The following is a 25,624-nucleotide window of genomic DNA, read 5'->3' as shown; positions in this document are numbered from 1 at the left end:
CATTTCTTTCGTCCAATTATATATTTAAATCAAAATGAACGAACAAGCGGGAGAAGCACCTCGCAGGATAAGGCCGACTGGCCTTTCTTGCGGGTGCTTTTTTGCGTTTTTCGTTTCAAAGGAGATGAAATTGTTGCCAAACCGTCTTAGCAAGCCTAACCGAACCCGTGTCATTGTCCTGTCCGCGTTCCTCTGTCTCGTACTCTTCATCGCAGGAACCACTCCGGCGCAAGCCTCCGATTCCGGGTGGGGAGAGGAAGAGATCGCCAACATAGAGCAGCTTTACGATTCCTCTGATTCATTGGAGTCCGTAAACACACAGGTCAAGCAGCAGATCCAGTCCTTGCGAAAGCAGAATAACGAAAAGCTGAAATCGATCCAGGCTCAAATCCGGCTTATCGATAAAACCAAGCTTGACCAGTTAAAGCTTCTATCGGATCAAACCCAAAAGAAATACGCCCCTCTCCTTGCCGAATATACCGAACTCGGAAAGAAGGCCGCCGAGGCCAGAAAGCGGAAGGACAAGAAGGCCGCGCTCATTTTTGATCTTAAGCGGAACCGTATAAAGGCTTCCGTAACCTTGGCACGCCAAGAGATCAAAAGCAAAAAGGATGCCCTTGCCGCCGCCAAAAGCCAGGCCTCCGCCAAGGCGAAGCCGGCGAAGGAAGCGTTAAAGGAGGTAACGCCGCTCAAACAGCAGATTACGGCGGAAAACAAGCGGGTCTCGGCATCCAACAAAGCCAAATCCGCCGCTCAACAGCGCTATAAAGAGGCCGTGAAGAAAGGAGACGCCACGGCGGTCGCTGAGGAATTGGGCGGCATCGTCGGAACCTTATCCGAAATTCAAGCGTCTCAGAAAAGGATCTGCGCATGGGAGCAATCTATCGCGAATATTTTGAAATCGGCCGAGGCGAAGCTCCCTTAATTCCCGTTGAAATGCCGGACGAGAAACTCCCGGAATTCCTTTGCCGCCTGCGACAAATAACGCTGTTCCTGCCAGGCGACGGAATAAGAACGGTAGCAATCCGGATTTTCGATTCGAACCAAGGCGTACGGCGGTTCTTCGTCTCCTTTGCAGGTCGGCACGAACGCAACGCCAAGCCCTGCGGAGACCAGGCTGGAAAGAGCCGCCGGCTCATCCACTTCACACACGACGTCCCGCCCGATGCCCGCCGACCGGCAAAACGATTCATTTAATTTTCGGAACGGATGACCTTCCTTATAATCGATAAAGTCTTCGCCGTCGACTTCCCTTAGCGTAATGCTTTTCCGCTCTTCGAGTCGATGTCCGCGCGGTACGGCAAGATGAACCTCAGCCTGAAGGACCGGCATTTCCCGGATAAGGGCATGCTCCAACGAGGCAGCGATAAAACATAAGTCGACCTCGCCGCTTTCCAGCATCCGCACCATATCCATCATGGAGTTCGGCGCAATTTGAACGATCCGGAAGCTGACATCCGGATACCGTTCCCGAAAAGCACCCAAGGCACCCGATAAACGGTTCAAAGCGGTCGTCGCAATGCGGATGCTGCCCCGCTCCATTCCCGCAAGGTCCGCCACTTCTCTTCTCCCCTCCTCCAATACGGATAAAGCCGTATCCACGCTTTTCAGAAATGCTTTGCCGAAAGCGTTGAGCTTGATCTGCCTGTTATTCCGGTCGAATAAAGGGACCCCAAGGTCTTCCTCCAACCGGGAGATCGTCTTGCTGAGCGCCGGTTGGGCGATACGCAGCTCCTTTGCGGCATTCGTCATATGTTCCATCTTGGCTACCGTCCGAAAATATTGAAGTTGAAGAAGTTCCACCCGCTCATCCCCTTTCAATCCATAACCTTAAGTATATTAATACATAAGAAAATATGTATTTTTATTTATTAATTATTGATTGTAAAATAAATCCACACGAAAGGAAAGGGGCGATCCGATGATGGTCGACAACAACTCCGGCTCGGCGGATAAATTAATCCGAATCCTTGCGTTTACCATGGTACTCTCATCCATGAGCGCGACGATGTTCAATATCGTGCTGCCCGAGATCAGCAAGGAATTTCAGCTTTCTTTTGCCCAGGTCAGCTGGGTATCCGCGATATATTTGCTCATCTATGCGATCGGCTCCGTCATTTACGGAAAACTCGCCGACACTTTCAAATTGAGAAACCTGCTCACGATCGGGCTATTGGTCTTTTTCATCGGCTCGATCGTAGGATTGTCGGCTTCCGCCTACTGGATGGTGCTGACCGGTCGTGTTTTGCAAGCCGCGGGAGCAGCCGTCATTCCTGCTATCGCAATGATCATTCCGGCACGGTATTTTCCCCCGGAAAATCGCGGACGCGCACTCGGGATCACCGCTACGGGGCTTGCCCTCGGCAATGCGATCGGCCCTGTCGTGTCCGCTCTGATGGTGAGTGTTTTCCATTGGCGGTGGCTTTTTTGCATCCCCCTGCTAATTCTGTTTACTTTGCCATATTACCGGAAGTATTTACGCGACGAACAAAGGGCGGGAGGCCGGATCGACTGGCTGGGCGGAGGGCTTTTGGCCGGAACGGTCTCCTTGTTCCTCCTGACGATCACGCAAGGGCAAGGGTTGGTTTTTGGCGCGGGAAGCTTGATTCTGCTGTTCCTCTTCATTCTACGCATTCGCACCGCCAAGGAACCCTTTATTCAACCCGGCCTGTTCTTGAATAAAAGCTATACCGCAGGTCTTGTCCTGGCCGTTCTGATTATGGGAGCCGGCTATTCCCTGCCGTTTTTGACTCCGAAGCTGCTAGCCGACCTGAATACGTTAAGTCCGGGACTGATCGGCTTCGTGATGGTTCCCGGTGCCGTCGCCAGCGCGTTGCTCGGGAGAACGGGCGGCGGTTTGGCGGATCACCGCGGGACTCCCTTCTTGTTCTATCTCGCCATTGCTTTGAATGCGGTCTGCTTTGCGCTGTTGTCCACTTTTGCAGGGACATCGCCGCTTTTCATCGCCGCGATTCTCATTTTGGGCAATGTTGGTCAAATGTTTATGCAGGTTTCCCTATCCAAAACGATTTCCTTGTCGCTGCCCGCCGAGCAAACCGGAGTCGGCATGGGGCTGCTTTCCATGCTCAACTTCCTGGCCGGTGCGGTAGCCACCGGGGTTTACGGCAGAGCCATCGACCTGGGATCCTCCCATCTCTGGAATCCGTTGAACATGTTTCCGTCTTCCTCCGCGTACAGCAATATTTTCACCTTGCTCGTTGCGGTTCAACTCGGAATGTTCCTGTTGTTTTTCCTGCAATTCGGTAAAAGACCCGAGTCAAGCTTGCGTCCCGAGCCGGTTCGAGCCAATGCCATGAAGAAAAGGGCCTGAGATTTGTTCATTGAATAATGACTTATCTTAACGATAGGATGTCGGCCAACCCAATTACTCTTTCTGTTCGAAATTTCATACAGATTCCTTCAGAATGAGGTCAAATGGCGAATTGTGTACGATAATTCATACAGGATCCACCAGAATGAGGTCAAAAGGCGATTTGTAGGCGATTTTTCATACACAATCCATTGGAATGAGGCCAAAAGGCGATTTGTGGTCGATTTTTCATACACAATCCATCCGAATGAGGTCAAAAGACGTTTTGTGTACGATTTTTCATACACAATCCATCGGAATGAGGCAAAAAAGCGATTTGTGTACGATTTTTCATACACAATCCATCGGAATGAGGTCAAATGTTAAAGTGTGTACGATAATTCAAACAGATTACTCCTTGCAGGCGTCAAAAAGGAGAGTCGCAAAGCGGCTCTCCTTTTTTTCGGCTTCATCAGCTCTGCTGATACAACGTTGCCGTCACCTGATCCTCCGGACAAAGGAACATATAAAAAATGCCTTCCCCGTACTCCTCCAGGTCCGCCCAGTCCAACTGGCCGATAAAACGCATGCTCTTGCCGCAGCAGGGACATGCCGGATATTCCGCGTCCTGGACCCAGCTCGGATATCCGCCGATCTGTGAATCATGCTGGGACATCCCCCATTCCGCCGCGTAGACCGGAGAACGCGGTTCGGCGGAAACGTTCAGCATCGGTCCCGAGTTTACATATTCCCCGTCATAGTCCTCCAAGTCGATATCGGGCAAATAGTCCGGCATCCGGTTATGCCCGCTCCAGACCGGTTCTCCTTGCCTGCCCGGCTCCATGAAAATGACGCCGTAACAGCCGCATCTCACGCAAGTCTGAAACTTCAGCCTGTTTAACTTAAGCTCCAAATAGGCCAGGGAAGGATGAGCGGGGTCCAGATCAGCAAGCATAGTCAGTTCTCCACCACACCATGGACAAGCACAATCCTTGAGCTCCAGAAAACGGGCCGATGTTGCCAAGCCTCCATTCAAACCGGTCTCTGCCTTATCATCAAGAATAATGGCATAGTTCAGCGGATGAACCAAATCCCGGCGTTCTCCATCGGCATCCAGCTCCCATCCCGCCTGTTGCGCGTATCTCTCGGGCGACACGTACAACGTCTCCGCCCAAGACGGCTTGATGTCTCGCCACTCCGCAAAACGGCGGACCACCGTCTCGTCCCCGATCCAACTAAGCGCAAGCAAAACGGAAATCCGGTGCTCCGCATCCCATTCCAGCCGCTCCAAAAGCCGGTCACGAACCTCCGGCGGAGCATCCTTATACAAAATATCGGGGAGAAACATTTCGTGCTCCAAAAGCTCGGGCAAACATTCGGCAATATTCTGATTTCTGTAGCAGATGAGGGAAGTCAGAATTTCCCGGCTTGTCTCCTCGTCTCCGTTCGCCAAAAACACCATCGCTTCATCCCTCATCTGTCCGGCCTCGTCATCGGATAATGCCTCGTACAACTGCTCTTTTTTCAGCGGATAAGGAACATATTGAATAAGCGGATCATGCTTTCTTGGGGCATGCATTATTTTAAGAATTTCCACGGGATTCGTCAGACCTTCGTATAAATTAACGGTTTTACGGTGCTTTTTAATGAAAGCCTCCCGTTCCTGCCGCTCCTGTTCCTGGTGGCAGGGCATGCAGTAGCCGCCTGTTTTGGCTGCCGTCGTAGGCAAAATCGTAGCCTTGCAGCCCGCGCTTTTGCAGGGAAGACGTTCTGTCATCCGATCCATTTCCTCCTTTGCGGTCCCGCCCTTTCATGGGATGGCCGCTCAAACCATAAGGTCATTATAGGCCCAATCCTCCCAATTTTGAAACAATTCCCCGAGTTATCCCGTAGTAACACAAAAAAGACATAATCTGATAAGATTAACAGAGGAGAACGCGATTGGCGAATAGTCCCTAAATCTCAAGCGCCCGCAAAAGGAGGTGTGCCATGAATAATTCGAATTTCATCAAGCTGGCGGGACTTATGGCCGGGGTGGTCATCGTGAATATTGCCGTGCTTTCACCCGGGCTGCTCGGAGTTCAAATCGGCGGGGACCATGTTCTGGAATCCGCTCTGGGTATCACCTTATTGGTCGTCAGTTTTTTGATACTGGTGTACGGTAGCTACACGCTGTTGTTCAAGCCTCCCGCAAGGGCGCCGCTTAAAGACATAACAACACATGAAGATTACATAGAAGCACTGCACCCGTTCAAGAACATGAAACCGTTGAAATCCGATGTTACGCTTGTACTCGATCAATTGGAAAGACTCTCGAAAAAAAGGGACGCCTTGTCGGACGTTCTTAGCCAAAGATTCGATGCCACCGAGCTAAGCTACAAAAGATTTCATTCCGTGATCGATGAGGTCACGAAGCTGTTCTACCTCAATATAAAAGGAATGCTGAATAAACTCCATGTTTTCGACCCCACAGAATATGCCTCACTGGAAGAATCACATCATTCCGCGAAATTTTCCAAAAAGCTGATCCAAGAAAAAACGGCGCTTTACCATGAATATCTGACCGCCATATCCGGCTATGTGAGCGCCAACGAGGAAATTTTACTGAAGCTGGATAAGCTGCTGCTCGAAATCTCGCAATTGGGCAGCACGGATTATAACGACGTCGAAGAAATGCCCTGCATGAAAGAAATTGATGCACTGATTCATCAGACTAAATTTTACAACCCATGAAAGGGAGATGAGGATGGCCAGAAGTAAAGGCAAAGCATTTATCATTTTGATCGTGATCGCCGCGGTTGTTTTCGGACTTGTTTATTTCGGGATTACATTGACGCAAAACCTTGGCAAAACGCAGACCCAGATCACCGCGGAGGACGCGTCCAAAAAGCTGGATAAGATGTTCAAGGATATTCAGGTGGCCAACGCGGAACCGGTCAAAGGGCAAATCGACTTGGATCCGGCGGATATTGGAGACTCCTTGCCCGATATATCCAAGTTCCCTATTTCGGTTGAGAATACGACGGACCAATTCGTCGAAATCTTTTCTTCCACCGAGAAATCGGGAACCGGGGTCGACGGGTGGTTGAATGAAGTTGCCGAAGATTTTAACAAGGCGCAAATCAAGGTGGGTGGAAGTCCGGTCTCGGTTAAAATCCGTAACATTGCTTCCGGAACCGCCGCCGATTATATCAAGTCGGGAAAATACGTACCTGACGCTTTTACGCCTTCCAACGAGCTTTGGGGGGAGATGGTCAAGGCGCAGGGAGTCAAGACGGAGCTGGTGGCCGAGCGGCTCGTCGGTAATGTCGCCGGCATCGTATCCAGCAAGGCAAAGCATGACGAACTGGTTGAAAAATACGGCTCCATCAACATCAAAACCGTCACGGATGCGATCGCGGACAACGAACTGTCCATGGGGTACACCGATCCCTTCGCCAGCTCCACGGGCCTGAACTTTCTGGTGACCGCGCTAGGGACGTTTGACAGCTCCGATCTGCTCGGTGACAAGGCGGTACAGGGATTCGAGAAATTCCAGGCGAACGTGCCGTTTATCGCTTCGACGACACTGCAAATGCGGGAAGCCGCCAAAACGGGCATGCTCGACGCGTTCGTCCTTGAATACCAGACGTACATGAATGCGGCGGACTTCAAGAGCGGCTATGTATTCACCCCGTTCGGGGTAAGGCACGACAGCCCGTTGTACGCGCTGGGCGATCTTCCGCAGGAAAAGCTGGACATCATCAAAAAGTTTGCCGAGTTCGCACAGCAGGACAAATATCAAAAACTGGCCGACGAGAAAGGCTTCAACGGATTGAATGAATACCGGTCCGAGCTTCCGGCCATAGACGGCAGCCTCCTCTCCTCCGCCCAAAAGCTTTGGAAGGAGAAAAAAGACGGCAACAAGCCGATTGCCGCCGTCTTTGTGGCCGACGTTTCCGGAAGCATGGACGGCGAGCCGCTGAACCGCTTGAAGGAATCCTTGCTCAAAGGCCAAAAATATCTCGGACGGGACAACAGCATCGGATTTGTGTCCTACTCCGATAATGTCACGATTAACCTGCCGATCGCGAAATACGATACGAATCAGCAGTCCATGTTCGTCGGGGCGATCAACAGCCTGCAGGCGAGCGGAGGAACGGCCACCTTTGACGGAATTGTCGTCGCGATGAAAATGCTGCAGGATACGCTGGCCGTCAATCCGGACGTAAAACCCGTCATTTTCGTGCTAAGCGACGGGGAAACGAATGAAGGCCACTCGCTCAAGGATATCCGGGGACTCATCGAGAATTACAAAATCCCGATTTACACGATCGGGTACAACGCCAACATCAAGGCGCTTGAGAGCATTTCCAGCATTAACGAAGCGGCGAGCATCAATGCGGATACCGACGACGTCGTATACAAAATCGGCAACCTGCTCAATGTGCAAATGTAGTTTTTATAAGATGAACGGATGAAATGAATGCCCGTTGGCGAGTACGTAAAATGGTATATATTTAATTTTTAGGAGGGGTTTTATGTCGTCTTTTTCGATGGAAGTGGTTAATCCCGAAAAGCTAAAATCGGTCATCGAGGAACAGGTTCAGCCCGAGCCGGAGGAAGTAACGGAGCTTAAAGTGCTCGCTTCGAATAACGTGAACGCCATTCTGGAACTGGATCTCGATTCCTTGGAGCAGCGCAAGCAAATTTTGCAGTCCATCGACAGCTTCGGGCTCGGCACGATGAAATCCTCATCGGAAAAAAACTCCTTGCTCCACGTATCGGTGGGAAAGCTGTCCCAATCCGGCGATGACGGCGGTCAGGTGGCCAAAGGACTGACGGAGCTGCACCTTCAACTGAAGGATCTGGATCCGAGCGCCGTCGATTTTGCCAAAACCGGCTTTCTCGGGAAACTGTTCAATCCGCTCCGCAGTTATTTTGCGAAATTCGAAAAAGCGGACTCCGTCATCTCCGATGTCATCGTATCGCTGGATAAAGGCAAGGCGATTTTGAAAAACGACAACACGACCCTGGAGTTTGAACAGCAGGCACTGCGCGAACTTACGAAAAAGCTGCAAAAGGAAATTCAACTCGGCATGCTGATGGACACCGAGATCGAAACCCAGCTTGAGGCCGCGAAACTACGCCAGGAATCGGAGGACAAAATCCGGTTCATTACCGAAGAAGTGCTGTTCCCGCTTCGCCAGCGCCTGATGGATTTGCAGCAAATGCTGGTCGTGAACCAGCAAGGCATCATGGCCATCGAGGTCGTTATCCGCAATAACAAGGAATTGATCCGCGGCGTCGACCGGGCCAAAAACGTAACGGTTTCCGCCCTGAAAATTTCCGTCACTGTGGCCAGCGCCTTGTACAACCAGCGAATCGTCCTGAAAAAAATCGAATTGCTCAACCAGACGACCGACAATCTGATCAGCAGCACCTCGAGAATGCTGAAGGATCAGGGCGCGGCCATCCAGAAACAATCGCTGGAAACGAGCATTTCCGTGGATACGTTGAAGCAGGCTTTTGCCGACGTGCTCTCGGCCTTCGAGTCGATCAGCACTTACAAACAGGAGGCTCTGCCCAAAATGCGCGAAACGATCCTCCAGTTCCGGGAAATGGCCGACAGCGGCGAGCAGCAAATTCTCCGGTTGGAGAAAGGGCAAAGATTGGGGCTATAAGCGCCAATCTTCGTCGTCCGGCTCAGGCGCCTGACGTTAGGTACCGGGAAATGGTACCTGCAATCGCTTGGTACCGTGGGAGTGTGAGCCCGCAACGGTCTTACAGCTATGTAACTGACTCTGGAGACAACTGCGGATGTACGGGACATATAAAGTATTGTAAATATCCGGCAATGTAGCCCCTTTGTACGAGGGATCATTAGAAGGCTCACCTTCACCGCCAACTTAGCTCATTAGAAAATATCCAACCAAATCTCCTGCAACTCTCATGAATTAACCTGTTGATTGGAAATTATCCAACGAAATGGCGGGTTAACCGCCCAGTTGAGCGAATATGAGCGAAATGATTGGATTTTTTCCAATCAAGGGCCCTCATCCAGCCTTTGGAGCACAGAGGGATGCGCATAACACTGCAGAATATGCAAAGCCCCGCCCGTTCACCGCGTCAATCGCGCGAACGGGCGGGGCTTTTTCTTGTTAAACGGCCCAGTGCTGCGGCCGGGTAAGCGATGACGGAAGCTTCGTACCGGCATCGCCCTTGGCGGCATTGAGCTGAGTCTGGGTCAAAAACAGGCTGCCGGTGAGATCGGCTCCCCGGATATCCGCGTCCCGGAAATCGGCGCCGATCAAGTCGGCCGCGCGCAGATCGGCACCCCGCAGGTCCGCGGCGATCAGGTAAGCGCCCCGCAGGTTGGCGAATCTTAAATCCGCCCCGCTCAGCTTGGCGCCGATCAGGTCGGCTCCGCGGCCGAGCTTTTTCTTCGGCGGGTGCAGCGGGCCTTTATGACTGCTGCGGGCCTCCGTCCTGACGAGTTCGCTCGTCTCCAGAAGCAGTGCGTTCACCTTGGCCCGGTGCGCCGGTACATCGAGCTTAAGCAGGGCATCCGGAGGCAGGTCGGTCAGCCGCTCGGTCTCTCCAAGCGCCTGCCCGAGTTGATCGTGCACAGGCGTTGCGGCCTGCAGCGTCAGCGCTTCCTCCAAATACCAAAGCAGCTCGTGAAGCTGCCACATCACCGGAAATACGTCGTACATCGTTTTCGCGGATTCCGGAAACTCCCTCCAGTCCTTCCCGCCAAACGTGACCCGGCTGACCTTCTGCCCGGCACCAAAGCAATCGTAGACCGTGCACCCGCGGAACCCTCGCTCCCTTAACGTATCGTGAACGCCGCAGCGGAAATCCGCCCGCAAATTGACGCAAGGCTGTCCCGCTTCCTTGTTTGCGGCAAAGTCCGCCGATGCGGCAAAGGGCAGGGCGACACAGCACAAACCGAAGCAGCTCTCGCAGTCCCCCCGCAAACGCGACTCTCTTTCCTTTAATGAATTTATCGTATGATGATTCCGATCGGACATATCAGGTTCTCCTTTTCGTGGTCGCCGAATATCAAGCGGCTTGACTTAACTATTTTACAGGATGAGCCCTTACTTGGAAAAGATAAAAATCCCGCTTCCGGCGCTATGGAGGAAGTCTGTCCCATCAGCCAAAAATTGGGGGGAGGCTCCGCATCCAGCCCAGGCGAAAATGGACTCCAAGATCCGGCCGATTGTGATAGAATAGTCATGTTTGACTAATCTATCGAGTAAATGAGACACAGAGAGGAACGTTAGACAATTGGCACAGTTGTTTTTCAAATACGGAGCAATGAATAGCGGCAAGTCGATTGAAATTTTGAAGGTGGCCCACAATTATGAGGAGCAGAACAAACCGGTGCTTCTCTTTACATCCGCTCTGGATAACCGCGATGAAATCGGCTATGTCTCCTCGCGAATCGGACTTCGCAGAGAAGCGATTCCTATTTACGAGGATACGAATATTTTTGAAATTGTACGTACCCATACCCCGAAGCTGTATTGCATCCTGGTGGACGAATGCCAGTTTTTGAGCGAGGGCAGCATCCGCCAACTGGTCCGGGTCGTCGATGAGCTGGATATTCCGGTGATGGCGTTCGGCCTGAAAAACGACTTCCAGAACCAGTTATTTGAAGGAAGCCGTCAGCTGCTTATCTATGCGGATAAAATCGAGGAAATGAAGACGATCTGCTGGTTTTGCGCCCGCAAGGCCACGATGAACCTCCGCGTCGAAAACGGCAAGCCGGTGTACACCGGAGAGCAGATTCAGATCGGCGGCAACGAATCGTACTACCCGGTATGCCGGAAATGCCATGCGAATCCGCCGCTGTAAACACGAAAAAAATCCGGGCCCGCTTAGGGACCTGGATTTTTTATTCAAAACTCGCTTGGACGGCCGAGATCCGTTCCATAATCATGCGATCTAATCCATCTCGTAAATCGTACCTACCTTAAGCCCGTACAGCTCGTTGTAAATTTTCTCGGCGTAGGCATCCGTCATGCCGGCAATGTAATCGATGATCATATGCTCCCAGGTCCAGATCGGGTTCGCTCTCTGCTGGTCCCGGTCGAACCGGCGCAGCCAGTCCCCGGGGATGATCGATTTCGAGGTGACCGGATCGACGAAAGCGTCCCACAGCCGCTTGATGACCCAAGCGCTGCGCTTCTGCAGCCGCTGGACCCGCAGATCCCGGATCATCGTCACCCAGGCAAAGCTTTTCAGCACGCTGACGGTCCGCAGCATATCCTCGTCTTCCCGCCCTTCCTTGACGAAAGTGACCTTCTTCCAGGCACCGTCATCGACGACGCCCAAATTCCCCACGAACAAGCTGACCCAGTAGGCTTTCACTTCCCGCCGGGTCCGGGACGGATCATGGTCGCAGATCGGCAGCTTCGTTTTCCAAATATTCAGAAAAGACCGAAGCACTTCCTCCACCTTGACCTGAATGCGTACCGGAGTCCACCCCTGCCAAAAGCCGTCCTCCAGCGTCATAATCTTTTCCACGATCAGTCCCTGGATGTTCGAATCGAACAGAAAATGCTCATGCACTTCGATTTTTCCGGCTTTGATGCCGTCTTCCAGGTCATGGGCCGAATAGGCGATATCGTCGCATAAATCCATGAGCTGCGCTTCAAACGTCCTCATTCCTGCCGGGATCCCCCAGCGGTCTCGGATATGCGAAATGTACTCCCACTCATGCCGGTACAACCCTTTCTTGTTCTCCGTCCCCGGATAAGGATATTTGTTTGTCCCCAGCAGTACGGCGTCGGACAGATTCAACCCGTCGATGTTCTCCCGTTTTTCCAAAAACATCATTAAGCGGAAGTTGTGCGCATTCCCTTCGAAATGCTCGTATTTGCGCCGGATCATTTCCAAGGTTTGTTCCGCTTCCTCGGGAGAGACGCTGCGTCCCTTCAAAGCCTCGGCGGCTTTGTCCGCGATCAGCTTTTCCAGGATATTTTCCAGCACCTCCTCCCCTTTATGGCCGAACGGCGGATGACCGAAGTCGTGACAAATCGCCGCGCACTCCACCACTTCCGGGTCGATCACCAGGCCCGGGTGCTCCGCCGCGTCCGCGGCGACCTCCGGGTACGTCCTCAGCAGACTCCGCGCCGCTTCCCTGGCGATTTGCGCCACCTCGAGCGAATGCGTCAGCCGGGTGCGATAATAGTCGCCGGTACCCGCCCCGAACACCTGAGACTTCCCCTGCAGGCGGCGAAACGTCGGCGAGTGGATCAGCCGCGAATAATCGCGCTCAAACGTGGCCCGATTCGTTTCATGCCCGATATTGTCCGGATATTGTCTGTGCTCCCTTAATTGTTGGATATCCATGCTATGCTGCTCCGTTTCTATATTTTTTCGCTTGATGTTATTGTAGCCGTTACCGTTGAGAACATAAACACCAAGATTCTAATTGGGCCATATGCTCGGCGATGCTAAGAGCTCGCCCAAACCCTGAAATCGTGGGCTCGTTTCGGATTCAGCTCCGGGCTCGTTATTTTTCCCGGAGAAAGCCATGTGAGCGTCCTGCCTGCGGCTCTTAGCCGTACGCTCGGTTTTGCCCTCAATACGGATATAACCGAATAATGCCCTATTCATGAATGCCCGCCTTCGGCTTGTAAAACCAAGCCGCATGAGCGAGTGCCCTTATTATTTTTATATTTATAATAATGGTCTATTTACAATAGTGTGCGACACACAGTATAATGCGATCAGGAGATGATCACATGACTGAAGCAGAAGAACTCATTCAGGGTTTGCTTGGGGAATTGAGACGCGGAACGATTATTATCGGAGTTCTTAGCCAGCTCAAGGAGCCGCAATACGGCTATTCCCTCGTCTCGATACTTGAGGAAAAGGGCATGAGCATCGACCCCGGTACACTGTACCCCCTGCTCAGAAGACTAGAGAAGCAGCTTTTGCTTGAGAGCAGTTGGGATACCAATGAAGCCCGTCCTAGGAAATATTATGTGGTGACGGAGTTGGGGCGAGAGGTTTATGCGGGCCTTTGCCGCGAATGGAGAGCCATGACCGCAAGCATGGAGAACATTGTGAACTAAGATGAACGTTGAACAAGGAGGCAATCGAATGGAACTGATTGACCGTTATGTGTACGCGGTGACGAACCGCCTGCCGGAAAAGCAGAGAGAGGAAATCAGCAAAGAACTGCGCGGACTGATTGAAGATATGCTGGAGGAGCAAGCACCTCACGGCGAGCCCGGCCCGGAGGATGTGGAGCAAGTGCTGCTGAAGCTCGGCCCGCCGGCGCAAATGGCGGCCAAGTACAGAGGATATGAGCGTTATTTGATAGGCCCGGCGTTATTTGATTCGTATTTGTCTACGATCAAAGTCGTCTCCATCTCCATTCTCATTGCAATGAGCGCGGTATTTGTCATTGAGGCGATACTTGAGCCGGTTTCGATTCTCGACCACTTTGTGGGATACCTCGTTTCCCTGTTTACGACGGGCACGCAAGGATTTTTCTGGGTGACGGCCGTCTTTGCCATGATCGAATACGGGATTCAAAAAAAGCCCGACGGAAAGGAGAGCTGGACGGGACAGAAGTGGACCCCAGGCAATCTTCCGCCGGTTCCCGATGTACGGTCACAGATCAAACTGGCGGAGCCGGTGGCCGGGATTATTTTTACCATACTGTTTACGGTCGTCTTTATGTTCGGTAATGACCTGATCGGCGCGTACCGAATTCATGACGGCGTATTGACCTCGATACCGGTTATGAATGCAGACGTGATCCGCAAATTCCTTCCCATCATAGGAGCTTTGGGAGCCTTGGCTGTGCTTAGGGAGATATGGAAAATTGTCGCCCGCCGCCGCACGCTGCCTTTGCTCGTCTACCATGTATGCCTGAGTGTCCTTGGCCTGATTTTTGCCGTTATTTTGGTGGGGGCTCCAGGTTTCTGGAACGCCGATTTCCTGAGCCAATTGCAGGCGAGCGGATTTCTTCCGTCCGACGGCGAAGCTTTCGACACGGTCAAATCGATTTGGACGCTGGTCACCGAGAACCTCATCTTTTTGATCGCCTTGACGACCCTTATCGATATTGTCTCCGAATGGTATAAATGGTTCCGTGCCAAAATGGCCTAAAAAAGCTTTGCGTACAGGGAAGACAGTTTGTCGGCGATCCGTCCCCACGTAAATTTTTGGATCACGCCGCTTCTTCCCTGTTTCTGTTTCCCGATCCACTTGACGGCCCCCCAAACCGGCACCCTTTGATTGCCGCCCGGCAACACCGACAATTGGCTGAGACCGTGACAGTTACCCTGTTCGGAAACCGTTGGGGGCATAATATACAGGGAAGTCTTTAGGTGCCGTTATATTTTTCATTTTCGGGAGGGATTGGGGTAGTGGGCGGAAAAAAGAAACCTCGAAGCTTCTTAATGAGCAAATGGATCAAAACGAAAGTGCTGCTGGAGAACAAAGCGGTGAGTCCGTTCATTCCGGACACCCGTCAATTCGGGGAATCCACGTTAAAAAGCATGCTAGATAAATACGGTATGGTATACGTCAAACCGGATGTAGGCACACATGGGAATGGGGTTATCCGCGCTGAAAAGCTTAACCACGGAAAGTACATGTACCAAGTGGACATGAGGACGAGGAATTTCGGGGATTTTGAAACTTTTTACGCCTCCGTTCGGAAAATTGCCGCCAAGAAACGTTATCTGATACAGAAGGGCATCCATTTGATGAAATACGACAAGCGGCGTTTTGATGTCAGGGTCATGGTCCAGCTAAGCCCCAAAGGCAAATGGGAGACGACCGGCCTGATCGGAAGGATCGCGCATCCGAAAAAAATCGTAACCAACTACCATAACGGCGGCAAGCTCATGGATACGCAACGCCTGCTATCCGCCAGTCTGAAGCCCGACGCAATCCGAAAGGTGATCGGCCAGCTTGAGAACCTGGGCGTAACTTGCGCCCGTCATTTGCATAAGAAGTATCCCGGTTTTCGGCAGATCGGGCTCGACGTCGGGTTCGACGCTTCCTGGAGGCCTTGGATCATTGAAGTGAACACCAACCCGGATCCCTACATTTTCAGCAAACTCGCGGATAAGGCCGTGTACCGGAAAGTGATGAGATATCGGAAAGCGGCGGGGATATAGCCGTTTCTTAAACAAATCTTAAACCCTGATTTAAGCTCCGCATGTTAGAATGGAACAGTCATAAAGCCGATTCGGCTAAAATTTTTGGAGGATGTTTACCGTATGATCCAGTCTTATCTGTTTCCGATCTCACATGCCTTTATGGCTTTTCCGTTCGCGGCGCTGCTGTTTACCCTGCCGTTCCTCATCGTTCAATACCGCAGGCACGGCTATGTCAACAAAGTTCGGGCGTTCGTGCTTTATCTGTTTTTGCTGTATCTGATGAACGCGGTCTTTCTCGTCATGCTGCCGCTGCCTTCTTCCCGGCACAATCCCCCGCTGAGCGGAGGAGCCATGCAGCTTGTGCCTTTTAATTTCATTCAAGATATTCTGAGGGAAACGGCGGTTGTCAAATCGGAACCGTCAACGTACTGGCGCCTCCTGAAGGAACGCGCCTTTCTGCAGGTCGTATTCAATGTGCTGCTTACCGTTCCGTTCGGCATGCTGATCCGGTATTATTTCCGGCTTGGCCCTTTACGGAGCCTCTTGCTGTCGTTTCTGCTTTCCCTCTTTTTCGAAGTTACCCAACTCACTGGGATCTACGGCTTTTATGAACATGCTTACCGCGTGTTCGATGTCGATGATTTGATGACCAACACGCTCGGGGGAATGATCGGATTTCTCGCCGCCGAATGGTTGTCCGGCCTGCTCCCGCGGATTGAGAATCTGGACCGGGACGTGGACTTGTCTTTAAAAAGAGTCAGCTATACCCGGCGGGCCATTGCGCTCATGTTCGACTATGTCATCTGCGGCGTGATCATCGTGCTGTTTTCCCTGCTTCGTCTCCCGGGGGCCTATTTTGCCGTTACCGGGCTGTATTTTATGGTGCTGCCGTATTTGACCGGGGGCTGTACCTTCGGAAAATGGCTGGTGCGGATCCGGCTGACCTATGCCGGGAACGGCGGGGACGCGAGGGCTGCTCGGGTTGACGGGGTTGGCGAAATCCCAGGGGTTGCCGGGGCTAGCGGGGTTGCTGGGATTCGCGAGGTCGCCGATGTCGCCCAGGATGCCAAAGATGCCGATAATACTCGGACCGTCGGGGCGGCTAGGGACACTGCAATTGCAGAGGAAGCTAGGGTTGTTGGTGCAAGACCCGAATCGGTCAAGGATCAAGTTTCCGGCATGAAGTCCGGAGCAGCCGGGCATTTCGGCAGGCCGGAACGCATACCGTTGTATTCCCTGATCCTTCGCTACGGGATCCTTTACTGGCTGCTTTTCGGTTTGAACCGTATGCTGGCCTTCTCATCCGCGGAATTGCCGGGGATATCGCGATTGTTTCTGGGCCTGATCGTGCTGGCGGCGGACTTCTGGTTTTTTATCCATGTCGTCAAGCATATGGTGCTAAAAGATTCCACGCTGTTCTATGAGAAGCTCAGCAAGACGCATCACAGAATCATGTTGCAGCCGGGAAGGGAGCGCTCTACCGAGCATTAAAGGGAAAATCTCCCGCTAATGATCATCGGATGTTGTGCTGACGATTTTTAACCGGAAATGATCCCGTTATTTCAGCAAAAAAGAAGCTAATACTGCTTAGATAGCCGAATTAGCGGGAGGTTTTCCGGCTAATTCGAAGAAAAAAGCCAACTAACCGAAAATTGAAGGAGTTCATCCCGTTATTTTCAAAATAAAAAAAACGCCCCCTGCCGGATATCCGGCAAAAGGACATTCTTCGTCTTAAAAAGAATATATCATACCGTTTGAGTCTCAGGCACAACGATATTGATGTCTCCGACATTTAAGGTCACGGGGCAGTGGTCGCTGCCCATAACATGGCAATCGATCTCGGCACCCTGCAAACAAGGCGCAAGCCTCGACGATACCAGGAAATAATCGATGCGCCAGCCGACGTTCCGCTCACGCACTTTCGGCATGTAGGACCACCAGCTGTACACGTTCTCCCTGTCGGGATAAAAATGCCGGAACGAATCCACGAATCCCGCGTCGAGCAACTCCGTCATCTTGCCCCTTTCTTCCAGCGTAAATCCGGAATTACCCAAGTTCGACTTCGGATTTTTCAAATCGATCTCCCGATGCGCGACATTGAGATCCCCGCAAACGATGACCGGTTTCCGAATGTCCAAATCCAGCAAATAGCTGCGGAACCGCTCTTCCCACTCCAGTCTGTAATCGAGCCTAGACAAATCCCGCTTCGCGTTCGGCGTATACACATTGACGAGGAAAAAGCGCTCGAATTCCAGCGTCACCAGCCTGCCCTCGGGCTCGGAATCCTCTTCCATCCCGAAGCGGACGGACACCGGCTTGATCCTCGTAAACACCGCCGTTCCGGAATAGCCTTTTTTCTCCGCATAATTCCAGTACTGCTCATATTCCGGACCGATATCCAGGTCAATCTGCCCTTCCTGAAGCTTCGTCTCCTGTACGCAAAAAATGTCCGCATCCGCGGCATTGAAGTAATCATAAAACCCTTTGTTCACGCAAGCGCGCAAACCGTTGACATTCCAGGATACCAACTTCATCGTAAAAACCTTACCCTTCTTAACGGCTAGCTTTGCCCCGTTTGACAACATCGCCGTCGAATAATTTGACCTCGGTGCTGATAATGAATTCAGGCGGCTGTTTCCCGCGGTTTTCCTTGTGGCCTTGAATGTGCGCGTCGCTCTTCTCCCAATTTTTCCACGCTTCCTGGGACTCCCAACAGATCAGAACGAGAACCTCATCATACTCCTTGTTCTTGTCGTTGACAAGTACGCTGACATCGACCAATCCGTCCATACTGTCCATCGGGCTTTCCCCGCTGAATCGGGCTGTCACTTTATCACTATTTCCTTTTTGAATCTTCATCGTTCTGGTCATTACAAACATGAGACAACGCCTCCTCAATAGGTGCCGTCCAAAACGGCTCTGTTTAATGAATCTACCAATCATTCTAGTTGATAATAATTCTCATTGTCAATTATGCGGACAAATAATTCCTATACTTACCATAGAAAGCATGCTATACTTTATATACTCTAAATATTCAAACTTTTGAATATATAAAATCCTAAAATTTAAGATAAGGAGGGATGGAATGGATATCAGTTTGCAACAGTTTAAAGCCGAGTTTTTTAAGGCGCTTGCACACCCGATGCGAATCCGCATATTGGAAGTTCTCTGCGAGGGAGAGCGCAACGTCAACGAGCTGCAAAGCATTCTCGGGTCGGAAGGATCCGCGGTGTCCCAGCAGTTATCCGTCCTCCGGGCCAAAAATCTGGTAAATACCGCGAAGGAAGGGACAACGGTTGTCTATTCACTCCGCGACCCGTTAATCAAGGATTTATTGGCGGTTGCAAGACAAATCTTCGACAACCATCTGGTCGAATCGATTTCACTGCTTGAAGGAATCCGCAAAGAAATATAGCTTCGGAATATCCCCGCTTCTTGCGGGGGTCTTTTTCGTTTCGCTCTCAATCTTGTGCATTAATTCACTTTATAAGGAAAAGAAGGTTTTTGGGATGAAGTGGACAGGACGTTTTAAAGGTTATCATGCCGGGTTGTTGCGCAAGGATCTCGTTTCCGGCATCATCGTCGGTATTGTGGCCATTCCACTAGGCATGGCATTCGCCATCGCTTCGGGTGTGAAGCCTGAGTATGGACTATATACAACGATTATTGCGGGTATTCTCATTTCTGTGTTGGGGGGTTCAAAATTTCAAATCGGCGGTCCGACGGGGGCCTTCATACCGATTCTGCTCGCCATCGTCATGGAGTACGGTTATGAAAATTTGCTGATCGCAGGTTTTCTCGCCGGCATCATGCTAGTGCTAATGGGCTTGTTCCGGCTCGGCTCCCTGATTAAGTTTATTCCGAAACCTGTTACGGTCGGCTTTACCGCCGGGATTGCCGTTACGATATTCAGCGGACAGATCAGCAATTTTCTTGGACTTCAAGGTCTCAAAAGCCACGAGTATTTCCATGAAAATATGAAAGAAATCGCCCTGCACATAGGCTCCATTAATATGTACAGCATCCTGACGGCATGCATCTGTTTGGCGGCCCTGATTCTGACGCCAAAGTACGTACCGAAGGTTCCTGGTTCCCTGGTCGGCATCATCGTATCCGCATTGGCCGCATTCTGGTTGTTTCCTAGGAAGGTCGCTACGATCGGATCGGCTTACGGGTCCATCCCCCGCGGTTTGCCTGAGTTTCACGGAATTCCGCTGGACTGGGGAAACATCGGAACCATGCTGCAACCCGCTTTGATCATCGCGCTGCTCGGCAGCATTGAGTCCCTCCTGTCCGCCGTCGTCGCCGACGGGATGACCGGGACTCGCCATGACAGCAACAAAGAGCTGATCGGCCAAGGAATTGCGAACATCGTCACCCCGCTTTTCGGCGGCATCCCTGCGACGGGGGCCATCGCCAGAACGGCGACCAATATTAAAAACGGCGCGGTCTCACCGTTCTCCGGTATGATCCACGGCTTCGTCGTCCTGCTTGTCGTCATCCTGTTCGCTCCCTATGCTTCGGACATTCCGCTGGCCAGCATGGCGCCGATTCTCATGATGGTCGCCTGGAATATGAGCGAACGCAAAACTTTTGCGAAGCTGGCAAAGACGCGGACAAGCGATACCGTTATTTTGCTTGTCACTTTTCTGCTCACCGTGTTCACGACGTTGACGACAGCGGTTGAAGCCGGGCTTGTGCTGGCCGCGCTTCTGTTTATCAAGCGCATGAGCGACACGCTAACCGTTCGCAAAGTTCTCCCGGATCCGTCCAATCCGAAGAATAAAGTGTCCGCGCACATCGTCACCGATGGTCATGATTGCCCCCAGGTATCCATTTTTACGGTGGAGGGTCCTTTGTTTTTCGGAGCTTCCCAGGCATTTGCGGATTTCGGAACCGTCATCGAAAACGGGCCCGAATTGCACGCGGTTATCCTTCGCATGAGTAAGGTTCCTGTAATGGACACCTCGGGCGAAGCGCATTTCGCCGCCTTGATCAAACGCTTAAAAGCATCGGGCGTCCGTGTCGCCGTTACCGGCATTCGTCCTCAGCCCCGCCGGCTGCTTGAAAAAACCGGCACCCTGGAACTGATCGGTCCATCCCATTTGTTCGATCATACCGGGGAAGCCTTAAACGAGACGCTGAGCACGCTGAACGCTGACCGATGCCGCGGTTGCCGTCATTTCGCTTTCCGTGAATGCGGCGGATTCAGCGAAACGGAACCGTATCGCACCGATGCTCAGCGGCTAATGCCCCCTTTGCATCCAAATACAACCGGACATTGATCCCGCCATAATCCTGCCCTTCCTCACCCGCTTTCGTTTTTAACGAACAGGTGAAGAAGGGCTTTTATTTTTTCCAATTCCGGAGTATAATTATAACTAATTAGTTAGTTTTATTGAGAAAGGAATGCGCGCCATGTTAACACCCAAGGGAGAAGCAAGTAAAAGCAAATTGATCGCTTCCGCCGAAGAGCTGTTTGCCCGGAAAGGATTTCATGCCACCACCGTCAGCCAGATCGTTAAAAACGCCGGCCTTACCCAAGCCTCGTATTACCTATATTTCAAAAGCAAGGACGAGATTCTGCGCGAGATGCTTCACCGGTTTGAAGAGCAACTGCTCCCATACTCGGACGCGGGGCGCTATGCCGGCGGTAAATCGGCAGCCGAACTCGAGGCTTTTGTCGTCGGCACCTTCACAGGACTGTTCCGTTTGCTTGGCTCGAACGCCAATCTGACCCGGATCGTGTTTCAGGATACTGAAGGCGGCAGTTTGCTCCGGGATAAGATCGTAAAATTGATCGCCTCCAATATGATGAGAAACAAACAATCCGGTTTGATCCGTGCGGAAGTGGATCCCGAGGTTGCCGCGGAATCGGTGGTCGCCTCCGTGGAACGTTTGGTACACCGATATATCTCCACGGGGGAGAAGGATGCGGAGGAATTGGGGCGCCAAACGAGGCTATTGTTCCTACAAGGCGTACTGAACCATGACAAAAAATGAATAAAGGAGAGGAGCAATCGCATGAACCTGCTTACCGTTTTGAACGAACATATCGAGCTCATCAGTTTGCTTTGGCTATTTCCGATTACGTTTTTGTTCCATGATTTCGAGGAAATCATTACGGTCGAAAAATGGATCGGGAAACACGGCGACCATGTCCGGAACACCTTGCCCGGGTTTGCCAAAAAGATCTTCAATTCCTCCCTGCACATGAACACGTTGAATTTTGCCAAAGATGTGCTCGGCGTCTACTCGGTAATTGTCGTCACGACCGGATTGGCCGTATTTTTCGACTTCTACCTCCTTTTTCTCGCCGCTCTCCATTTATACTTTCTTCATGTTTTTACCCATCTTGGACAAACGATATATTTGAAAAAGTATACCCCGGGAGTTCTGACCGCCGTATTTCCGGTCCTTCCTTATTCTCTGTACGCATACTACCGTCTTCTCTCCGAAGGGATTGTCAGTCCCGGTGACCTTCTTTGGGCGCTTGTGCTCATGCTCGTATTCGTTCCGGTCGCTTTGCTTCTCCTTCTAAGAGGAAGGGATCGCTATGCGAACTCTTGACCACCGTGACCGGTGGTTTTTTTGTCCCCTTGAACCTTTTCCTCATTTCCTCAATTCCCCAACTGTCAACGCAATGTAAAAACTTTCAGTTTACATTCAGTTTCCGTTAAGTGTGGACTCAGCAAAGGTTGCTAGGATGGTTTGAGTACACGAAGCAGGAAATGAGGTGCAAAAGTGAATAGGGCTTATAAACATCTTAAATTTCGACATGAGCTCAAGTTTTTGATCCATCGTCACCAATATTACGTCATCAGCCAGAGACTAAAAAACTTGATCCACCGGGACGTACACGCGGGGCAAAACGGCGAGTACCATATTCGCAGCCTGTATTTTGACGATATGGACCTTTCGGCGCTATCCGAAAAACTCGGCGGATTCCGCGACCGGCGCAAATACCGGATCCGGATTTATAACGGGGGCGACGAGGTGATCCATTTCGAAAAAAAGATCAAGGTCGGCGATTACATTTCCAAGCTGAAGGAACCCTTGACCCGGGAAATGTACGACGACATCCTGCGCGGAGATTATGAGGCGCTCAATCAGCCGGACAAACCGTTCATGATGGAATTGTACAGGGAGCTCAAGCACAATATGCTCCGGCCTAAGGTCATTGTGGATTATGTCCGCGAGCCGTACGTGTATCCTAACGGAAACGTCCGGATCACGTTTGACAAGGAATTGCGGACCGGCCTGCATGCCACGGATATTTTTGACCGTTCGCTCCGCCCCGTGCCCGCCATCGACGACCATATGATGATTCTGGAAGTCAAATATGACGAATATCTTCCCGAACACATCAGACGCGCCCTGCAAATGGAAGGTTTGCGGCAGCAAGCCGCATCCAAGTATGTGATCTGCTGCAAATATTTAAAATCGAACTCTTGGGAGGATCAATAAAATCATGAATACGACGAATCAAACGAACACCTTCGGCGATATCATCAAAAATTCGTTTGCCGAAAATTTTACGTCCGACATTAGCGTTTCCAAAATTCTGATTACGCTCGGCATTTCTTTTATCATCGGGCTGTTCATTTTTATTTTGTACAAGCGGGTATTCAGCGGCGTGCTGTATTCAAAAAGCTTCAACGTATCCCTGATCGGTATGACGATGGTAACCGCGATGATCATTATCGCCGTCAATTCCAATCTCGTGCTGTCCCTCGGTATGGTCGGCGCGTTGTCGATCGTTCGTTTCAGAACGCCGATTAAGGACCCGACCGATCTGATCTTCCTGTTTTGGGCCGCCGCGGTAGGGATCGTCACCGGCGCCGGTTTCTACGCGCTTGCGGCCATCGGTTCCGTCATCGTCGGCGTGATCATGTTCCTGTTCATTAAAAATGCGTCTTCGGAAACCCCTTACCTGCTTGTCGTCAACTGCGACAACGACGAAAGCGAAGGGCTGGTGCACAGCCATATGGCCGGACTCGTCAAACGCTATAACATCAAACAAAAAACCGTATCTCCCGGCAACATCGAAATGACGCTCGAAATTCGCCTTCGCGAACGGGAAGGGCAGCTCATTAACGAAATTTCCAAGCTTGGCGGAGTAAAAAATGCGGTCCTGATCAGCTATAACGGGGATTATGTGTCTTAAAAAGCCGGAGGTGACAAGATGAAAGCCAAATTTTCGCGGCTTCTTCCCGCCCTTTGCTCGCTGATGCTGATTCTCGGACTCGTCGCTTGCAGCGGGGGAACCGCACAGCAGACGGACGGGGATGCAGATCCGGCGGTTTCAAAGGAAGAGCGGAAGCTGGACGAGGAGGTCTTTCCCAAGGATAAAGTCGTGGATGTAAAAATCACGATTGACGAGGACGATTTTCAGGACATGCTCGACAACGCCAGCGCGGAGGAATACAAAACGGCTTCCGTCGATTACAACGGGAAGCATTTTGATAATATCGGCATCCGCACCAAAGGCAATTTGAGCTTGCGTAGCGTAGTTCAAATGCCGGATTCGGACCGTTATAGCTTCAAGCTTTCCTTTGACGAATACGTCAATCAGACGCTGGACGGCATCAGCAAAATCAACCTGAATAACAATTACAGCGACGCCTCCTCCATGCGCGAATTTCTAACCTATGAGCTAGCGGAAAAAATGGGCCTGCCCACGCCGAAATATTCTTTCGTCAATGTTTACGTAAACGGCGAACTATGGGGCTTCTACCTTGCCGTTGAACAAATCGGCGACGCTTATTTGAACCGGCATTTCGGAAATGCCTACGGGGCCCTTTACAAAGGCGAAATGACCGGCAGCGGCAGCGACTTGGCTTGGCTTGGCGACGACCCGGATCTGTATACCGGGCTGGCGCTCAAGTCGAAAACGACGAACGGCGATGTACTGATCGATATGCTGGATGAGCTGAATAACGGCTCGGATTATGAAAAAGTGCTCAATGTAGAGCATGCGCTCGGCTATATCGCGCTGAATGTGCTTACGAACAATATGGACAGCTACATCGGCGGCAATAAGCAGAATTACTACCTGTATGAAGATGAAGGGGTCTTTTCGATTCTTCCTTGGGATTACAACATGGCCTTCGGTGGCATGGGCGGAGGTATGGGTGGCGGCATGCGCGGCGGATTCGGCGGCAGAGGCGGTATCGCTAACGATAACGACAACGCGGCCCAAGGCGATGCCAAAGCCGGAATTACCGGAACGGAAGCGGGGGTTACCGGAAAAGAACCCCCAATCCCCGCGGATACCGAAGGTACCGGTACGAATGGCAATACCGGCGCTACTGCCGGGGGCAACGCCGACAATGCTCCGAACAACGGCAATGCCGCAGAACAGTTCGACCGTAACAATCCTGGCCGAACCGGTGGAAGCGGCCTGCTGATCGATGAACCGACGCAAGGCGCTGTTGCCGAACGGCCGTTGGTCGCAAAGTTGTTGGCCGTGGACGAGTACAAAGCGCGTTACCATGCGATTCTGCAGACGGCGGTGGACGGCTATCTCGCCAACGACAATTTCTCAGCCCGTGCAAACGAGGTGTATGAAATGATCGCACCTTACGTCAAAGCGGATCCGAGACCGTTCTATACGTACGAGGAATTCGAGCAAGCCGTTCCCGCGCTGATCTCCACGAACGCCTCGCAAATCGAAAAAATATCGCAGCAGCTTGACGGAACCTCTCCATCTTCCGGAGACGGATCGGGCAGCGGCGGCGGATTCGGAGGCGGAGGCATGCCGGCGTTCGGGGGCAACGCTAACGGAAGTGCAGACGCCGGTCCAGCGGGCTTCCCGGCTCCCCCTCAGGGGGCGCCGGGAGACATCTCCGACGGAGCGGCACAAACGCCGCCGGGCGGCATGGATGGCCAGACGCCGGGCGGAGACGGTGCGCCGCAAATGCCGCAAGGCGGTGCCGATGGCCAAGGCAATCCGGGCGGCCAAGGCCGGCAGGGAGCAAACGGCGGCCAATGGGGTCCGCCGGACGACGACTTCGGAGGAGGCCGCGGATTTGGCGGCGGCCCGATGGGCGGCGGTTTCGGAGGCGACGGCCCGCAGCCGCAAACCAATCCCAACGAGCCCGTCACCGTATTGATCTCTTTGGGCGTTCTCGTCCTGGGCGCCCTGTTTGTTCTTTTTTTCCGAAGAAAACGTTTATGATAAAAATAACGACTC

The 25,624-nt window shown here is 52.0% G+C and carries 23 protein-coding genes; 17 read left to right on the top strand and 6 right to left on the bottom strand.

Annotation, left to right across the window (positions count from 1 at the left end; translation table 11 throughout):
* Positions 1-133: 133 nt before the first annotated feature.
* Positions 134-925 carry a hypothetical protein gene (locus ACSFXJ_RS04220; protein WP_435923988.1) on the top strand — a complete coding sequence of 264 codons (792 nt, stop codon included), beginning with the start codon at positions 134-136 and terminating at the stop codon, positions 923-925.
* Here the strand turns inward: ACSFXJ_RS04220 and ACSFXJ_RS04215 are convergent.
* Complete coding sequence (locus ACSFXJ_RS04215) at positions 922-1,803, bottom strand: LysR family transcriptional regulator (RefSeq protein WP_435923987.1); 882 nt, start codon at positions 1,801-1,803, stop codon at positions 922-924. The genes ACSFXJ_RS04220 and ACSFXJ_RS04215 overlap by 4 nt on opposite strands.
* Before the next feature lie 118 nt (positions 1,804-1,921).
* On the opposite strand from ACSFXJ_RS04215, the gene ACSFXJ_RS04210 reads away from it, so the two are divergent.
* Positions 1,922-3,331: an MFS transporter gene (locus ACSFXJ_RS04210; protein WP_435923986.1), complete on the top strand. Its 1,410-nt coding sequence runs from the start codon at positions 1,922-1,924 to the stop codon at positions 3,329-3,331.
* A gap of 451 nt (positions 3,332-3,782) precedes the next feature.
* On the opposite strand, the gene ACSFXJ_RS04205 is transcribed toward ACSFXJ_RS04210, so the two are convergent.
* The gene (locus tag ACSFXJ_RS04205) at positions 3,783-5,087 is read right to left on the bottom strand and encodes a DUF1963 domain-containing protein (protein WP_435923985.1); all 1,305 of its coding nucleotides are present in this window, start codon (positions 5,085-5,087) and stop codon (positions 3,783-3,785) included.
* Between the two features lie 212 nt (positions 5,088-5,299).
* Here ACSFXJ_RS04205 and ACSFXJ_RS04200 point away from each other — a divergent pair, with 212 nt between their 5' ends.
* The 3 genes from ACSFXJ_RS04200 (at position 5,300) to ACSFXJ_RS04190 (ending at position 8,973) form a co-directional block, all read left to right on the top strand.
* Positions 5,300-6,043, top strand: coding sequence for a hypothetical protein (locus ACSFXJ_RS04200; protein ID WP_435923984.1), 744 nt, complete (start codon positions 5,300-5,302; stop codon positions 6,041-6,043).
* Positions 6,044-6,056: 13 nt separating this feature from the next.
* Positions 6,057-7,748, top strand: coding sequence for a VWA domain-containing protein (locus tag ACSFXJ_RS04195; RefSeq protein ID WP_435923983.1), 1,692 nt, complete (start codon positions 6,057-6,059; stop codon positions 7,746-7,748).
* Positions 7,749-7,830: 82 nt separating this feature from the next.
* On the top strand, positions 7,831-8,973 hold the full coding sequence (locus tag ACSFXJ_RS04190) for a toxic anion resistance protein (RefSeq protein ID WP_435923982.1): 1,143 nt from the start codon (positions 7,831-7,833) through the stop codon (positions 8,971-8,973).
* 477 nt (positions 8,974-9,450) lie between these two features.
* Here ACSFXJ_RS04190 and ACSFXJ_RS04185 read toward each other — a convergent pair whose 3' ends face one another.
* Complete coding sequence (locus ACSFXJ_RS04185; protein ID WP_435923981.1) at positions 9,451-10,323, bottom strand: pentapeptide repeat-containing protein; 873 nt, start codon at positions 10,321-10,323, stop codon at positions 9,451-9,453.
* 259 nt (positions 10,324-10,582) lie between these two features.
* On the opposite strand from ACSFXJ_RS04185, the gene ACSFXJ_RS04180 reads away from it, so the two are divergent.
* Positions 10,583-11,152 carry a thymidine kinase gene (locus ACSFXJ_RS04180; protein ID WP_435923980.1) on the top strand — a complete coding sequence of 190 codons (570 nt, stop codon included), beginning with the start codon at positions 10,583-10,585 and terminating at the stop codon, positions 11,150-11,152.
* A 90-nt stretch (positions 11,153-11,242) separates the two neighbouring features.
* Here ACSFXJ_RS04180 and ACSFXJ_RS04175 read toward each other — a convergent pair whose 3' ends face one another.
* Positions 11,243-12,652, bottom strand: coding sequence for a deoxyguanosinetriphosphate triphosphohydrolase family protein (locus ACSFXJ_RS04175; RefSeq protein WP_435923979.1), 1,410 nt, complete (start codon positions 12,650-12,652; stop codon positions 11,243-11,245).
* 395 nt (positions 12,653-13,047) lie between these two features.
* Between ACSFXJ_RS04175 and ACSFXJ_RS04170 the strand changes: the two genes are divergently transcribed.
* From ACSFXJ_RS04170 to ACSFXJ_RS04155, 4 genes are all read left to right on the top strand, one after another.
* The gene (locus ACSFXJ_RS04170) at positions 13,048-13,380 is read left to right on the top strand and encodes a PadR family transcriptional regulator (protein ID WP_435923978.1); all 333 of its coding nucleotides are present in this window, start codon (positions 13,048-13,050) and stop codon (positions 13,378-13,380) included.
* A gap of 28 nt (positions 13,381-13,408) precedes the next feature.
* Complete coding sequence (locus ACSFXJ_RS04165; RefSeq protein WP_435923977.1) at positions 13,409-14,425, top strand: HAAS signaling domain-containing protein; 1,017 nt, start codon at positions 13,409-13,411, stop codon at positions 14,423-14,425.
* Positions 14,426-14,685: 260 nt separating this feature from the next.
* The gene (locus tag ACSFXJ_RS04160) at positions 14,686-15,444 is read left to right on the top strand and encodes a YheC/YheD family protein (RefSeq protein ID WP_435923976.1); all 759 of its coding nucleotides are present in this window, start codon (positions 14,686-14,688) and stop codon (positions 15,442-15,444) included.
* Between the two features lie 102 nt (positions 15,445-15,546).
* On the top strand, positions 15,547-16,917 hold the full coding sequence (locus tag ACSFXJ_RS04155) for a VanZ family protein (protein ID WP_435923975.1): 1,371 nt from the start codon (positions 15,547-15,549) through the stop codon (positions 16,915-16,917).
* Positions 16,918-17,171: 254 nt separating this feature from the next.
* Here ACSFXJ_RS04155 and ACSFXJ_RS04150 read toward each other — a convergent pair whose 3' ends face one another.
* Positions 17,172-17,960, bottom strand: coding sequence for an exodeoxyribonuclease III (locus ACSFXJ_RS04150; protein ID WP_435923974.1), 789 nt, complete (start codon positions 17,958-17,960; stop codon positions 17,172-17,174).
* A gap of 19 nt (positions 17,961-17,979) precedes the next feature.
* Positions 17,980-18,306, bottom strand: a complete 327-nt coding sequence (locus tag ACSFXJ_RS04145) for an antibiotic biosynthesis monooxygenase (protein ID WP_435923973.1) — start codon at positions 18,304-18,306, stop codon at positions 17,980-17,982.
* 208 nt (positions 18,307-18,514) lie between these two features.
* Between ACSFXJ_RS04145 and ACSFXJ_RS04140 the strand changes: the two genes are divergently transcribed.
* From ACSFXJ_RS04140 to ACSFXJ_RS04110, 7 genes are all read left to right on the top strand, one after another.
* Complete coding sequence (locus ACSFXJ_RS04140; protein WP_435923972.1) at positions 18,515-18,844, top strand: ArsR/SmtB family transcription factor; 330 nt, start codon at positions 18,515-18,517, stop codon at positions 18,842-18,844.
* 94 nt (positions 18,845-18,938) lie between these two features.
* Entirely contained in the window at positions 18,939-20,714 is a 1,776-nt protein-coding gene (locus ACSFXJ_RS04135; RefSeq protein ID WP_435923971.1) for a SulP family inorganic anion transporter, read from the top strand.
* A 133-nt stretch (positions 20,715-20,847) separates the two neighbouring features.
* On the top strand, positions 20,848-21,432 hold the full coding sequence (locus ACSFXJ_RS04130) for a TetR/AcrR family transcriptional regulator (protein WP_435923970.1): 585 nt from the start codon (positions 20,848-20,850) through the stop codon (positions 21,430-21,432).
* 21 nt (positions 21,433-21,453) lie between these two features.
* Positions 21,454-21,999, top strand: coding sequence for an HXXEE domain-containing protein (locus ACSFXJ_RS04125; RefSeq protein ID WP_435923969.1), 546 nt, complete (start codon positions 21,454-21,456; stop codon positions 21,997-21,999).
* A gap of 174 nt (positions 22,000-22,173) precedes the next feature.
* Complete coding sequence (locus ACSFXJ_RS04120; protein ID WP_435923968.1) at positions 22,174-22,896, top strand: polyphosphate polymerase domain-containing protein; 723 nt, start codon at positions 22,174-22,176, stop codon at positions 22,894-22,896.
* A gap of 4 nt (positions 22,897-22,900) precedes the next feature.
* Complete coding sequence (locus ACSFXJ_RS04115) at positions 22,901-23,596, top strand: DUF4956 domain-containing protein (protein ID WP_435923967.1); 696 nt, start codon at positions 22,901-22,903, stop codon at positions 23,594-23,596.
* An 18-nt stretch (positions 23,597-23,614) separates the two neighbouring features.
* Complete coding sequence (locus ACSFXJ_RS04110; protein ID WP_435923966.1) at positions 23,615-25,609, top strand: CotH kinase family protein; 1,995 nt, start codon at positions 23,615-23,617, stop codon at positions 25,607-25,609.
* Positions 25,610-25,624 lie beyond the last annotated feature (15 nt).

It is taken from the genome of Paenibacillus salivarius, from assembly GCF_051307165.1.
GTDB lineage: Bacteria > Bacillota > Bacilli > Paenibacillales > Paenibacillaceae > Fontibacillus.
This window is presented reverse-complemented; position numbering and strand designations above follow the sequence as displayed.

Bases quoted from the DNA above. Each gene is read 5' to 3' on its own strand.
- ACSFXJ_RS04150 (WP_435923974.1), bottom strand. From the start codon at position 17,960: ATGAAGTTGGTATCCTGGAATGTCAACGGTTTGCGCGCTTGCGTGAAC.
- ACSFXJ_RS04145 (WP_435923973.1), bottom strand. From the start codon at position 18,306: ATGTTTGTAATGACCAGAACGATGAAGATTCAAAAAGGAAATAGTGAT.
- ACSFXJ_RS04155 (WP_435923975.1), top strand. From the start codon at position 15,547: ATGATCCAGTCTTATCTGTTTCCGATCTCACATGCCTTTATGGCTTTT.
- ACSFXJ_RS04165 (WP_435923977.1), top strand. From the start codon at position 13,409: ATGGAACTGATTGACCGTTATGTGTACGCGGTGACGAACCGCCTGCCG.
- ACSFXJ_RS04190 (WP_435923982.1), top strand. From the start codon at position 7,831: ATGTCGTCTTTTTCGATGGAAGTGGTTAATCCCGAAAAGCTAAAATCG.
- ACSFXJ_RS04205 (WP_435923985.1), bottom strand. From the start codon at position 5,087: ATGACAGAACGTCTTCCCTGCAAAAGCGCGGGCTGCAAGGCTACGATT.
- ACSFXJ_RS04115 (WP_435923967.1), top strand. From the start codon at position 22,901: ATGAATACGACGAATCAAACGAACACCTTCGGCGATATCATCAAAAAT.
- ACSFXJ_RS04195 (WP_435923983.1), top strand. From the start codon at position 6,057: ATGGCCAGAAGTAAAGGCAAAGCATTTATCATTTTGATCGTGATCGCC.
- ACSFXJ_RS04110 (WP_435923966.1), top strand. From the start codon at position 23,615: ATGAAAGCCAAATTTTCGCGGCTTCTTCCCGCCCTTTGCTCGCTGATG.
- ACSFXJ_RS04200 (WP_435923984.1), top strand. From the start codon at position 5,300: ATGAATAATTCGAATTTCATCAAGCTGGCGGGACTTATGGCCGGGGTG.
- ACSFXJ_RS04130 (WP_435923970.1), top strand. From the start codon at position 20,848: ATGTTAACACCCAAGGGAGAAGCAAGTAAAAGCAAATTGATCGCTTCC.
- ACSFXJ_RS04140 (WP_435923972.1), top strand. From the start codon at position 18,515: ATGGATATCAGTTTGCAACAGTTTAAAGCCGAGTTTTTTAAGGCGCTT.
- ACSFXJ_RS04210 (WP_435923986.1), top strand. From the start codon at position 1,922: ATGATGGTCGACAACAACTCCGGCTCGGCGGATAAATTAATCCGAATC.
- ACSFXJ_RS04125 (WP_435923969.1), top strand. From the start codon at position 21,454: ATGAACCTGCTTACCGTTTTGAACGAACATATCGAGCTCATCAGTTTG.
- ACSFXJ_RS04135 (WP_435923971.1), top strand. From the start codon at position 18,939: ATGAAGTGGACAGGACGTTTTAAAGGTTATCATGCCGGGTTGTTGCGC.
- ACSFXJ_RS04175 (WP_435923979.1), bottom strand. From the start codon at position 12,652: ATGGATATCCAACAATTAAGGGAGCACAGACAATATCCGGACAATATC.
- ACSFXJ_RS04170 (WP_435923978.1), top strand. From the start codon at position 13,048: ATGACTGAAGCAGAAGAACTCATTCAGGGTTTGCTTGGGGAATTGAGA.
- ACSFXJ_RS04185 (WP_435923981.1), bottom strand. From the start codon at position 10,323: ATGTCCGATCGGAATCATCATACGATAAATTCATTAAAGGAAAGAGAG.